The sequence below is a fragment of the Nocardiopsis sp. NPDC057823 genome, from assembly GCF_042797335.1.
GTDB lineage: Bacteria > Actinomycetota > Actinomycetes > Streptosporangiales > Streptosporangiaceae > Nocardiopsis > Nocardiopsis changdeensis.
Genome location: NZ_JBHVLR010000007.1, coordinates 129,924 through 142,579 on the forward strand (window position 1 = coordinate 129,924; position 12,656 = coordinate 142,579).

At 76.3% G+C, this 12,656-nt stretch carries 10 protein-coding genes; 4 read left to right on the plus strand and 6 right to left on the minus strand.

The genetic code is table 11. The features are described 5' to 3' along the window. Positions 1 to 84: 84 nt before the first annotated feature. Positions 85 to 582, minus strand: coding sequence for an ASCH domain-containing protein (locus ACFVNO_RS14450; RefSeq protein ID WP_378892677.1), 498 nt, complete (start codon positions 580 to 582; stop codon positions 85 to 87). A 70-nt stretch (positions 583 to 652) separates the two neighbouring features. Then, complete coding sequence (locus tag ACFVNO_RS14455; RefSeq protein ID WP_220560884.1) at positions 653 to 1,573, minus strand: threonine/serine dehydratase; 921 nt, start codon at positions 1,571 to 1,573, stop codon at positions 653 to 655. 97 nt (positions 1,574 to 1,670) lie between these two features. On the opposite strand from ACFVNO_RS14455, the gene ACFVNO_RS14460 reads away from it, so the two are divergent. After that, the gene (locus ACFVNO_RS14460) at positions 1,671 to 2,588 is read left to right on the plus strand and encodes a LysR family transcriptional regulator (RefSeq protein ID WP_378892963.1); all 918 of its coding nucleotides are present in this window, start codon (positions 1,671 to 1,673) and stop codon (positions 2,586 to 2,588) included. A gap of 7 nt (positions 2,589 to 2,595) precedes the next feature. On the opposite strand, the gene ACFVNO_RS14465 is transcribed toward ACFVNO_RS14460, so the two are convergent. After that, entirely contained in the window at positions 2,596 to 3,228 is a 633-nt protein-coding gene (locus ACFVNO_RS14465) for a trimeric intracellular cation channel family protein (RefSeq protein ID WP_220560885.1), read from the minus strand. A 163-nt stretch (positions 3,229 to 3,391) separates the two neighbouring features. Beyond that, a complete protein-coding gene (locus tag ACFVNO_RS14470) occupies positions 3,392 to 4,945 on the minus strand; it encodes an MFS transporter (protein WP_378892682.1) in 1,554 nt (517 codons plus the stop codon). A gap of 123 nt (positions 4,946 to 5,068) precedes the next feature. Here ACFVNO_RS14470 and ACFVNO_RS14475 point away from each other — a divergent pair, with 123 nt between their 5' ends. From ACFVNO_RS14475 to ACFVNO_RS14485, 3 genes are all read left to right on the plus strand, one after another. After that, positions 5,069 to 8,341 (plus strand): BTAD domain-containing putative transcriptional regulator, encoded by a 3,273-nt coding sequence (locus tag ACFVNO_RS14475; protein WP_378892685.1) that lies wholly within the window; start codon positions 5,069 to 5,071, stop codon positions 8,339 to 8,341. Between the two features lie 34 nt (positions 8,342 to 8,375). Beyond that, positions 8,376 to 8,900 (plus strand): pyridoxamine 5'-phosphate oxidase family protein, encoded by a 525-nt coding sequence (locus ACFVNO_RS14480; protein WP_355261584.1) that lies wholly within the window; start codon positions 8,376 to 8,378, stop codon positions 8,898 to 8,900. A 72-nt stretch (positions 8,901 to 8,972) separates the two neighbouring features. After that, positions 8,973 to 10,331, plus strand: coding sequence for an NAD(P)/FAD-dependent oxidoreductase (locus ACFVNO_RS14485; RefSeq protein WP_355261581.1), 1,359 nt, complete (start codon positions 8,973 to 8,975; stop codon positions 10,329 to 10,331). Positions 10,332 to 10,441: 110 nt separating this feature from the next. Here ACFVNO_RS14485 and ACFVNO_RS14490 read toward each other — a convergent pair whose 3' ends face one another. Both ACFVNO_RS14490 and ACFVNO_RS14495 read right to left on the minus strand, forming a co-directional pair. Beyond that, positions 10,442 to 11,329: a glycoside hydrolase family 19 protein gene (locus tag ACFVNO_RS14490; RefSeq protein WP_220560891.1), complete on the minus strand. Its 888-nt coding sequence runs from the start codon at positions 11,327 to 11,329 to the stop codon at positions 10,442 to 10,444. Between the two features lie 342 nt (positions 11,330 to 11,671). Further along, entirely contained in the window at positions 11,672 to 12,526 is an 855-nt protein-coding gene (locus ACFVNO_RS14495; RefSeq protein WP_378892692.1) for a siderophore-interacting protein, read from the minus strand. Positions 12,527 to 12,656 lie beyond the last annotated feature (130 nt).

A 12,656-nucleotide genomic window follows, 5' to 3' on the forward strand; every position in this document is an offset into this window, starting at 1 on the left:
CATTCGCCCGCCGCCGTTCGGTGGAATTCCTTCGGGCGCCCGACCCGGGGACGCGTCCGCGCGCACGGGGCCGCGGACAGGGGGTCAGCCGTCGGCGTGCTCCGGCGGCCAGACCACCGAGAACCGCTCGAAGACGATCTCCCTGTCCTCGTCCCATTCCAGGCCCAGGCCGCGGCACACCCGCCGCCAGTACCGCAGGTGCCCCTCGCGCCAGTACTCCAGGGACAGGTCGCCCTCGCCCTCGTCGCGGGCGAACGCCGCGTCCGCGCTCGCGAACCCGCCCAGCCGCAGCTCGGTACTGCGCAGGACCACGCGCGGGCGCCCGGAGGAGTCGCAGGCGATCCAGTGGCCGCCCACCCTGGGCAGCGGGTCGCCCGCGGCGGCGAACTCGGCGGCCAGCGCGGCGGTGGCCCGCTTGGTCCCGGCCAGGACCAGCCCCAGCAGCTCGTCGGTCAGCTCGGGGTGGTCGCCGAAGTACTCCACCGACGGGGGTTCCGGGTCGGTCGCCAGGTCGGGCCTGGCCGACCGGTACTCCTCCCACAGGCGCAGGGCGGCGGTCCGGTCGACGGGTGCGTTCTCCATCGGACCAGGCTCCCACGCCCGGACCGGACCGCGCGCCCCCGGGGCGCGGCGCACGGGCGGCCGGCGGGGGTCAGCCCACGCGGTCCCAGCGGGCGTTGGCGCCGCACACCACCAGGCAGGGCCGCTCGCCCGGCACCCTGCCGGCCAGCCAGGCGGCGAAGGGCACCGCGGCGGCGGGCTCGGTGGCGATGCGGAACTCCGACCACAGCCGGTCCTGGGCGGCGACGATCTCGGCGTCGCTCACCAGCCTCCGGGTGATCGGGTTGTCGCGCAGCACCTCGAACGGCACCCGGCCCAGCACCGACGCGCCCAGCGCGGACGCCGCCACCGAGTCCACGGGGGTCTGCACCGGGCGGCCCGCGTCCATGGCCGCGTGCAGGCTCCGGCAGCCCTCGGGCTCCACCCCCACGACCTCGCGCCCGTCCGCGCCCAGCCGCACCCCGGCGGCCAGTCCGCCGCCGCCCACCGCCACCACGACGGTGTCGCACTCGGGCGCGTCGGCGGCGATCTCCAGGCCCAGGGTGCCCTGGCCCGCGACCACCAGCGGGTCGTCGAACGCGTGCAGGTAGCGGATGCCCTCCCGGTCCGCGTGCGCGCGGGCGGCCTCGGCGGCCACGGCGTAGTGCTCGCCCACCCGGACGACCTCGGCACCCGTGGCGGCCAGCGGCGCGGCCTTGGCCTCGGGGACGGTCTCGGGCACGTAGACGGTGGCGCGCACCCCGAGCAGGCGGGCCGCGGTGGCCACCCCCAGCCCGTGGTTGCCGCCGGAGGCGGTGATCACCCGGTCGACGGGGCCGCCGCCGAGCAGGGCGTTGAGTGCGCCGCGCAGCTTGAACGCACCGGTGAGCTGGAGGTGCTCCAGCTTCAGGGTCACGGGCCTGCCGTCGACCTCGGTGTGCATCACCGGGGTGCGGCGGGCGTAGGGCGCGATGCGTTCGGCGGCGGCACGGACGTCGGTGGCCGTGGGCACGGCGTGCGCGGTCGTGGTCATGGCACCATGCTGCCGCTACCCACGATTAACTTAAAGTTGGGTCTGCTAAGGAACCTTAAGCAGAACTTTGCACCGACCCTTGTCCCAGGAGGCCGCCGTGCTGGACGCCAACCGCCTGCGCGTACTCGTGGAGATCGCGCACGCCGGCTCCATCTCCGCCGCCGCCGAACGCCTCTCCTTCACCCCGCCCGCCCTGTCCCAGCAGCTCACCAAACTGGAGCGCGAGGTCGGCGCGGTGCTGGTGGACCGCGGCCGCACCGGGGCCACCCTCACCGGCGCCGGAAGGATCCTGCTCGAACACGGCGAACGCGTCCTGGGCGAGCTCCGCGACGCCGAGGCGGCCGTCCGCGCCCACGCCGGGACCCCGCCCGACCACCTGTCCCTGGGGGCGTTCGCCAGCGCGGGCCAGATCCTGCTGCCCCAGACCCTGGCCGCGTTCGGCCGCGCCCACCCGAACGTGCGCCTGTCCCTGGCCGACATCGAGCCCCCCGGCGGCCACGACCTGGTCACCTCCGGCGAACTCGACGTGCTCGTCACCCACCGCTACCCGGCGGTCCCGCTGCCGCGCGCCTCGGGCCTGCACCGCGAGCGCATCCTCGTGGACCCGCTCATGGTGGTGGCCCCGGCCGGGCACCCCATCGCCGACCGGCCCATGTCCCTGGCCGACCTGGCGGGGGAGGAGTGGATCTGCGGCGCCCCGGGCATCGCCAACCGCACCACCCTGGACGCGGCCGCCGCGGCCGCCGGGGCGAAGCCGACCGTCACCTACGAGACCCGCGACTACGAGGTGGCCCTGGCCCTGATCGAGGTGGGCGTGGGGGTGGCGCTGATCCCCTCCACCATCCTGGGCGCCGCCCGCCGCGGCGGCTGGGTGAGCCGGCCGCTGCTCGGCGCCCGGCTGGCCCGCGAGGTGTACGTGGTGCACCGGCGCAGGCCCCCCGAACCGCTGCCGGAGCTGGTCGCCACCCTGCGCGGGGTCGCCGCCCGCGCCCTGGAGGAGGCGCCCGCCCCGTGAGCGTCCGCTACAGCGGCGGGACGCCCGGCGGGCGCGGCGCGTTCCACCGGTAGCGCAGGGCCAGCACCCGGATCGTGAAGCACAGCAGCGCGCCGACCACCGCCACCCACCCGGCGTCGAAGCCGAGCACGTGCGCCACCGACACCGTCCCCGCGCCCAGCAGCGCCGGGATCGCGTACAGGTGCGAGTTGGCGCTGAGCACCGTCGGCACCCGGTTGAGCAGCACGTCGCGGATGGTGCCGCCGCCCACCCCGGTGATCGCCCCCAGCAGGACCGCCTGCAACGGCCCGAAGCCCAGCTCGATCGCCTTGGCCGCCCCGATGACCACGAACAGGCTCAGACCCGCGGCGTCGAACAGCAGGATCGGCTTGGTCAGCCGGGTGAGCCGGGAGCTCAGGAAGAACGCCACCATCCCGCCCGCCAGGGCCACGGTCACGTACCGCCAGTCCTGGAACGTCGCGGGGGTCACCCCCAGCAGCACGTCCCGGATGATGCCGCCGCCGATGGCGGTCACCAGCCCCAGGACCAGGACGCCCACGATGTCCACCCGGGCGGTGCGGATGGCGGTGAGGGCCCCGTCGACGGCGAAGGCGAAGATCCCGACGAGGTCGAGGATCAGGAGGATGGTCTGCGTGGACATATGGAGCGCGGGTCCCTGGTGAGAGCGGTGTGCCGACCGGTCATTTCACCACGCCCGGGCCGCGCGCACCCGCGTTCGCGGGGGTGACGCGCCGCACTCCGCCGGGGACGCGGCCGGGCCCGCCGCGGGGGCGTCCTCCCCGCGGCGGGCCCGGGACCCCGGCTCAGCGTCCGGCGGCCTCCTTCTCCGCCGGCTCCGGCGCAGCGGCCCCGGCCGCCTCGGCCGCACCGGTGGCGGGGACCCGGCGCAGCAGGGCCAGCGCCAGCACCGCGCCCAGCACCGCCAGGGCCGCGGCCGCCCACGCCGCCGTGTTCAGCCCGTCGGTGAACGCGGCCCGCGCCGACTCCGCCAGCGCCGCGCCCGCCTCCTGCGGCAGGCCCGCCGCCGTCTCCAGCGCCCCCGGCAGCGTCCGGCCGGCCTCCTCCCCGGCGCCCTCCATGCGGGCCCGGTAGACCAGGGTGCCCACACTGCCCAGCAGCGCCACGCCCAGCGAGGTGCCCAGGTCGCTGGCGGTCGTGTTGACCGCCGAGGCCGCACCGGCCTTCTCCGGCGGGGCCGCGCCGACGACCAGCCCCGGCACCAGCGCCATCGCCGGGGCGACACCCGGGTAGAGCACGTAGAACGCGGCGACCAGCAGCGGCAGCCCGCCCGCGGCGTCCACACCGGTCAGCATCAGGTACCCGGCCGCCGACAGCGCCATGCCGGCGGCGATCACGTAGGCGGGCCGCACCCGGCGGGCGATCGCCGGGGTCACCGTCGAGACGATCACCAGCAGGACCGCCGCCGGGAGGATCCACAGCCCGGCCCGCAGCGGCGACTGCTCCGCCACCAGCTGCAGGTACTGGGTGAACAGCAGGTACACGCCGCCGATGCCCACGGCCGCCAGCAGGAACACCACCAGCGACCCGCTGAACACGCGGTTCGCGAACAGCCGCACGTCCAGCAGCGGGTCGGCCGCCCTGAGCTGGCGCCGCACGAACAGGACCCCGAAGACCGCACCGGCGGCCAGGGCCGTCAACGGAAGAGCTTCCCAGCCCTCCTCGGCGAGCTTCTTGACGCCGTACACGAACGGCAGCAGCGCGGCCAGCGACAGCAGCACGCTCAGCGGCTCCAGCCGCCCGGCGACCGGGGCACGGTACTCCGGCACCAGGAACGGCACCGCGACCAGCACCAGGGCCATCACCGGGACGCCGATGAGCATCGCCGCGCCCCACCACAGGGACTCCAGCAGCAGGCCGCCCACCAGGGGGCCCAGCGCCACACCGGCCGACACCGAGGCCGCCCACAGGCCGATCGCCGTGCCGCGCTGGCGCGGATCGGTGAACATCACGGTGATCAGCGACAGCGTGGCGGGCATGATCGCGGCCGCGCCCAGGCCCATCAGGGCGCGTGCGGCGATGAGGATCTCAGGGCTCGGGGCGTAGGCCGCCCCCACCGAGGCGAGCGCGAACACCGCCGCGCCGGCCAGCAGCAGACGGCGCCGCCCCACCCGGTCGCCGAGCGTGCCCATGGTGACCAGGAACCCGGCCATGACGAAGCCGTAGACGTCGTTGATCCACAGCAGCTGGCCGCCGGTGGGCCCCAGGTCGGCGGCGATGTAGGGGGTGGCCAGGAACAGGACGGTCATCGCCAGGAACAGCAGCACCGTGGGCGCCAGCAGGACCGCCAGGCCCGTCCAGGTCCGGGCGGTCGCCCGGGGAGAGGCATCGAGTGGCATCGTGAACCTTCTTCGCGGATCGGATCGAACGGTCACCACCGTGGCGGCCCGGGCTCCGGAAACCCTTCGGGCGGACTCAGGGCGGCGGCGCGGCCGGCCCTGAGGACCCCTAGAGTTCGGATCATGAGATTCGGGGTGCTGGGGCCGCTGGCCGTGTGGGACGAGCGCGGGGAGCCGGTGCGGGTGCCCGAGCTCAAGGTCCGCCTGCTGCTGGCGGCGCTGCTCATCGAGCCGGGCCGGGTGGTGCCCGCCGACCGGCTGGTCGATGACCTGTGGGGAGCCGACCTGCCCGCCGACCCCACCGCCTCGCTCCAGACCCGCGCCTCCCAGCTGCGCCGGGTCCTGGACGCCGCGGAGCCGGGCGGTCGCGCCCTGCTGGTCTCCCGCCGCCCCGGCTACCTGCTGGAGGCCGCCCCCGGCCGGCTGGACGCGCGCGACTTCGAGGACCTGCTGGGCCGTGCCCGCGACACCGCCGACCCGGCCGCGCGGGTGGGCCTGCTGGGCGACGCCCTGGCGCTGTGGCGGGGGCCGGCCCTGGCCGACCTGGCCGACCACGACTTCGTCCGCGCCGCCGTCCTGCGCTGGGAGGAGCGGCGGCTCACCGCGCTGGAGGACCAGGCCCGGGCCCGCCTGGACCTGGGGGAGCACGCCGCGGTCGCCGACGGGCTCGGCGACCTGGTGGAGGAGCACCCGCTGCGCGAGCGCCTGCGCGCCGCCCACATGCTCGCCCTGTACCGGTCCGGCCGCCAGACCCTGGCCCTGGAGTCCTACCGCAGGCTGCGCGACCTGCTGGCCGACGAGATGGGCCTGGACCCGGGGCCGGAGCTGACCGCCCTGCACCAGGCCGTGCTCGCCCAGGACCCCGCCTTGGACGCCCCCGCGGCGCCCGCCGCCCCGGTGACGCACACCGTCCCCGGCATCCCGGCACCGCCCGCACCCGGCGGGGACGCCCCGCGGCTGCCGCCCCCGCCGGACCCGCCCGTGCCCCTCACCCCGCTGGTCGGCCGCGAGGACGACCTCGCCCGGGTGCTCGCCCTGCTGGAGCGGGCCCGCGCGGTCACCCTCACCGGCCCCGGCGGCGTCGGCAAGACCCGGCTGGCCCTGGCCGCCGCCGCACAGGCCGCCCCCGGCGGCGTCCACCCCGTCGACCTGGCCGGGGTCTGCCCGGGCGAGGACGCCGACAGCGCCGAGGCGGCCGTGGTGGAGGCGCTGTCCGCCGCCCTGGGGGTGCGCGACGACTCCTCCGGGACCAGCCCCTTCACCGCCCCGCCCGGCACCCGCACCACCCGGCTGGCCGACGCCCTGCGCACCCGCGACGCCCTGCTGCTGCTGGACAACGCCGAGCACGTGGCGGCCGCGCTCGCCCCGGTCCTGTCCGCCCTGCTGGCCGCCGCCCCCGGGCTGCGCGCCCTGGTCACCAGCCAGGTGCCGCTGGGCATCGCCGCCGAGCACCTGCACGCCGTGGAGCCCCTGCCCGAGGCCGACGCGGTGCGCCTGTTCGCCGACCGCGCCGCCGCCTCGGCCCCCGGGTTCGCGGTCACCGACGACAACGCCGACGCCGTCACCTCCATCGTCCGCCGCCTCGACGGCGTCCCCCTCGCCCTGGAGCTGGCCGCCACCCGGGTGCGGGCCCTGGGCGTCCACGAGCTCGCCGACCGCGTCGACGACAGGTTCGCCCTGCTCACCGACGGCTACCGGGACGCCCCCGACCGGCACCGCACCCTGCGCGCCGCCCTGGACTGGAGCTGGGAGCTGCTCACCGGCCCCGAGCGCGCCGTGCTGCGCCGCCTGGCCGTGCACGCCGACGGCGCCTCCCTGGCCTCGGCCGAGGAGGTCGTCTCCGGCGACGGCGTCCCCCGCGCGGAGGTGCCCGACCTGCTCGCCCGGCTGGTCGACCGCTCCCTGGTCACCGCCTCGCGCGAGGCCCGCCCCCGCTACCGGCTGCTGGAGTCCGTCGCGCTCTACGGGACGGAGCGGCTGCGCGAGGCCGGGGAGGAGGAGCGGGTCCGCCGCCGCCACCTGGACCACCACCTCGCCCTGGCCGAGAGGGCCGACCCCCTGCTGCGCACCGGCGCCCAGCGCAGGTGGCTGAACGCCCTGGACGCCGAGGGCGCGGACCTGCGCCGCGCCCTGGAGACCGCCCGCACCGCGGGGGACGCCGACGCGGCCCTGCGCCTGGCCGTCTCCCTGGCCTGGTACCGGGTGATGCGCGGCCGCCTGGCCGAGGGCGTGCGCGCCCTGGACACCGCCCTGCACCTGCCCGGCGCCCCGGACCACCCGCTGCACCGCACCGCTCTGCTGTGGCGCGCCGCCCTGGGGCACGGCCTGGGCCGCGACGCGGGCCCCGTCCCGGAGCCCGTAGGCGAGCCGGCCGCGGGCGAGGCGCGGGCCCGCTGGTTCCTCGCCCACGTGCGCACCGGGTTCGGCGGCGGGGACGAGGCCGGCCTGGAGGACCTGCACGCCTTCTTCGTCCGCACCGGGGACCGCTGGGGCGAGGCCGCGGCCGCGGCGACCCTGGCCCGGCGCGCCTTCGGCCGCAGCGACCTGGACGCCGTCCTGCGCCGCGGCGAGCGCGCCCGGGCGCTGTTCACCGACCTCGGCGACCGGTGGGGCCAGGCCCTGGCCTCCTTCCTGCTCGCCTCCCGGGCCGAGCCCGCCGGCGACCTGGACGCCGCCGAACGCCACCACCGCGAGGCCCTGGGCGCCGCCGAGGACCTGGGCCTGTGGACCGAGGTCGGCGAACGCCTCACCTCCCTGGGCCGCATCGCCCTGCTCCGCCGCGACCTGACCCGCAGCGCCGAACTCCACGAGCGGGCCCGCCGGGTGGCCGCCGAACAGGGGCACGTGGTGGGGGAGGAGTCCGCGGTGCTGGGCCTGGGCCTGGTGGCCCGCCGCCGCGGCGACCTGGCGGCCGCCCGCACCCACCTGGGCGCCTGGCTGGACTGGCACCTGGAGTCGGGCTCGGACTTCGGGGCCGCGCTCATCCTCGCCGAGCTGGGGTTCGCGGCCGAACTGGACGGCGACGCCGCCGGGGCCGAGGACCTGCACCTGCGCGGGCTGGCGGCGGCCCGCCGCACCGGCGACCCCCGCGCCCTGGCCCTGGCCCTGGAGGGGCTGGCCGGGGCCCGCTCCCTGGCCGGGCGGGCCGGGCACGCCGCCCGGCTGCTCGGCGCCGCCGACGCCCTGCGCCGTTCGGTGGGGGTGCCGCTGCCCGAGGCCGAACGCGTCGACGTGGCCCGGATCGAGGACCGGATCCGGCGGGCCCTCGGGGCCCAGGGGCTGGCCCGGGAGACGGCGCGGGGCGCCGTGGAGGGGGCCGAGGCGCTGCTCGCAGGCCCCTCCGGCCCTTCCGGCCCCGCCGCCCCGGCGGACCGGGAGGCCCTGAGCGGACCCTGAGGATCCCCGGAGCCGCGCGGCGCACGGTGGTGCCATGAACGATGACAGCACCGCCACCCGCCGCCGCGGCCGCGTCCACACCTTCGCCGACCTCCGCGAGGACTTCGACGCCGTCGTCGGCTCCGTCAACTACGCCACCATGGTCACCGTCGACGCCAAGGGCAGGCCCCGCACCCGCGTCCTCATCCCCGTCTGGGAGACCGAGGGCGACGAGCCCCGGGGCTGGCTGGCCACCTACCGCACCCCGGTCAAGGCCGCCCACCTGGCGAACAACCCGCACGTCACCTTCTCCTACTGGAACCCCACCCAGAACACGGCCTCCGTCGACGCCACCGCCGCCTGGACCGAGGACCCCGCCGACCGCCGCCGGGTCTGGGACCTGTACCGCTACGGCAGCCCGCCCGGGGCCGGCTACGACCCGTCCGGGTTCTGGAAGGGCCCCGACGACCCGGAGCTCTCCGTGCTTCGGGTGGACCCCTGGCGCGTGCAGGTGCTGCGCGGCCGCGACCTGGTCACCGGTGTCCCCGCCCGCATCTGGACCCGCGAACCCCGGTGGTGACCGCGTGTCGGGCACCCGGTGCGGGCCGGCAGGGGACACCATCGGTGGGGACCCGGCGAGCGGAGGACACCAATGGAGCACCTGGACGCCATCGTCATCGGCATGGGACCGGGCGGCGAGGTCGTCGCCGACCGGCTCCTGAAGGCCGGCAAACGGGTGGCCGTCGCGGAGCGCGAGCTCATCGGCGGCGAGTGCGGGTACTACGCCTGCATCCCCAGCAAGACGCTCATCCGCCCGCCCGAGGCCCGGGCCGACGCGGAGGAGGCCGCCGGGCTGGACCGGCCCGGCCTGGACTGGCCCGCGCTGCGCGCCTACCGCGACCAGATGATCCGCCACCTGGACGACTCCCGGCAGGTCCGGGGGTACCGGGACCAGGGGGCGCTGGTCCTCAAGGGCGCCGCCCGCGTCGTGGGCCGCGACCCCTGGCGGGTCGCGGTCGACGGGCGGGAGTACACCGCCGACCACGTGGTGGTCGCCACCGGCTCCGAGGCGGTGCGCCCGCCCGTCGACGGCCTGGACGGCCTGGGCCCGGACCGGGTGTGGACCAACCGCGAGGCCACCACCCTGACCCGGATCCCCGGCCGGGCGCTGGTGGTGGGCGGCGGAGCGGTCGCCGTCGAACTCGGCCAGTTCCTCGCCCGCATGGGGTCGGCGGTGACCCTCGTGCAGCGCGGCGACCGGCTGCTGGACCGCGAGGACCCGCGCCTGTGCGAACTGGTCTCCGAGCAGTTCGAGCGCGACGGCATCACCGTCCACCTGGGCACCGAGGTGGCCTCGGCGGCCGCCGACGGCGACGGCGTCGCGGCGGTGCTGGGCTCGGGGGAGAGCGTCGGCGCCGACGTCCTCGTGCTGGCCACGGGGCGCAGGCCGCGCGGCGACGGGCTCGGCCTGGCCGACCTCGGCGTGGAGACGGACCGGGGCGCCCTGCCCGTCGACGAACGCTGCCGGGTCGCCCCGGGGCTGTGGGCGGTCGGCGACGTCACCGCCCGCGCCATGTTCACCCACGTCGCCAAGTACCAGGGGCGGCTGGTGGCCGCCAACATCCTGGGAGGGGACCGCCGCGCCGACTACACGGGGGTGCCCCGGGTGGTGTTCGCCCACCCCGAGATCGCCGGGGTCGGGCTCACCTCCGAGCAGGCCCGGGACCGGGGGATCGACGTGGCCACCGCCGAGATCGACCTGCCCGAGACCCTGGCCCGGCCCTGGACCCACGCCACCGACCCGCGCGGCACCCTCGGGGTGATCGCCGACCGGGACGAGGGCGTGCTGGTGGGGGCGTGGGCGTTCGGGCCGATGGTCTCCGAATGGATCAACACCGCGGCGCTGGCGATCCGCGCGCGGATCCCGGTGGGCTACCTCATCGACTCCACGCCGCAGTTCCCCACCTTCAACGAGGGCTACGTGGCGGCGCTGGAACAGCTGGACCTGTAGCGCCGCAGAACGGGGGAGCGGGGGCGCCCCCGGCCGGACGGCCGGGCACGCCCCCGCTCTGTACAGCCGGACCGGCTGCTCTCCACGGGCGTTCGGACCCGCCCGGGAGGTCAGCAGCCCAGGTTCGAGCCGGTGGTGGTGCCCAGGATCTGGGCGAACCGGGTGAACTTGTCGATCCGGCTCTGGACCTGCCCCGGGTTGCCCCCGTTGCACTCCAGGCCGCCGTTGATCGCGCGGATCGTCTCGCCGAAGCCGTGGCCGTCGACGATGGCCCTGTGCGGAGTGATCGAGCCCGCGCCGGTCTGGGTGTTCCAGTACCACAGGCCGGTCCGCCAGGCGACCGAGGCGTTCTGCTCGACCTGGTAGGGGTTGTTGAGCAGGTCGATGCCCAGGGCGTCGCCCGCGGCCTTGTAGTTGTAGTTCCAGCTGAGCTGGATCGGGCCGCGGCCGTAGTAGGCGGCCTGGCCCGCCGGGCAGCCGAAGGGCTGGTTCCGGTCGCAGTAGTGGGGGTAGTTGGCCTCGTTGGTCTCCTTGATGTGGACGAGGCCGCCGGTCTCGTGGCTGACGTTGGCCAGGAAGGCGGCCGCCTCGCGCTTGCGGATCTCGGTGCTCCCGGTGTTGGTGAACGCCGGGTAGGAGCTCAGCGCGGCGACCAGGCCGCTGTAGGTGTAGAAGGGGTTCCGGTTCGGGAACATCTGGTCGAACTGGGCCTGGGTGACGATGAAGTCGCTCGGCCCCGGCTGCTCGCCGCCGTCGCCGCCGGTACAGGGGCCCTGGTCGGCCCACACGTCCGAGGCGCCGGGGCGCTCGTTCTGCGTCCACCACTTGGCGGTGTAGTTGCGGCCCTCGTAGGAGGCCGTCTTGCCGCCGGTGTAGACGGCGGAGGCGCTCCAGGGCGCCGCGCAGACGGCGGCCTGCGCGGCGGTCGCGGGGAGAACGGTGAGCAGGGCCGCCATCGCGCCGAGCGCGGCGAACTGGCTCAGGAGACGTCGGATCACGTGATCACACTCCTCGGGGGCGGCGCGCATCCGACCGCGCGCCGCAGGGGGTGCCGTCACCCAAGCAAGTGTGGTCTAGACCTGTCAAGACCGGTAGTACGTATCGTGAGGATACGGTGACAGAACGCGGTCCGCCGCGGTACCGCGGCCGCGGGTCCTGGGGCGTGTTCGGTGGATGCTTTCGAGCGTTTCGGCGCTTGCGTCGAATGCCGGGAGCGGCCGCGAGGTGATCTCTCGCAGGACGACCGGCGCGGGTCGGCCCGGGTTCGGCTGTCCGAGCGCAGGCGGTGCGGCGAGAGGAGGCCTCGCGGCCGCGACCCGGAATGATCCGCCGAGCGCGCCCTAGGAGCGGTCGGCCAGGGCCGCGGCCTCCTCGTCCTCCACCTGCCTGTTCCACTCGGCCTTGGAGGACTGCCAGCCGTCCTCGTCGCGGCCCAGCCGCCAGTAGCCGGAGATCGACAGGTCCTCCTTGGGCAGGCCGTGCTCGACGCGCAGCAGCCGGCGCAGGTCGCGCACGAACCCGGCCTCGCCGTGCACGAACGCGTGCACCCGTCCCGCCGGGAACTCCAGGGCCCGCACCGCCTCGGTGAGCAGGGAGCCCACCGGTCGGTCGCCCCGGTGCAGCCAGTGCACGCGCACCCCGGAGTGGGCGTCCAGCTTCTGTTCCTCCCGGGGGTCGGCGACCTCCACGAACACGTGCGCGGGACGCCCCTCGGGCAGGCGCTCCACCGCGGCCGCGATCGCCGGGAGGGCGCTCTCGTCCCCTGCCAGCAGGTGCCAGTCGGCGTCCGGGTCGGGGGAGTAGCCGCCGCCCGGGCCGAGCAGGCGCAGCGTGTCGCCGGGGCGGGCTGCGGCCGCCCACGGCCCGGCGAGCCCGGCGTCGCCGTGGTGGACGAAGTCGACGGTCAGCCGCCGGGTGGCCGGGTCGAAGGCCCGCACGGTGTAGGTGCGGGTGACCGGCCACTCCTCGCGCGGGCGGCTCTCGCGGATCTCCCGCACGTCGTAGGGCTCGGGGTCGCCCTCGGCGGGCGGCGGGAACAGCAGCTTCACGTAGGAGTCGGTGTACCCGGCGGTGGCGAAGGCGTCCAGGCCCTCCCCGCCGAACACCACCCGCACCATGTGCGGGGTGAGGCGCTCCACCGCCTCCACCCGGCCCACGTGCACGGTCACCTTCGGTCGTTCCCGTCGCTCGGTCACGGCGGCCCCCTTCGTCGAAACGTGTTAGGCGAACCTAACACCACCGTCGGCCAGGGTACCCCTCCGGGGCGCCGGAGAGGGTGGTGGAAATACCCCTGGGGGGTATATGGTTACCGCGTTCGACGACGAC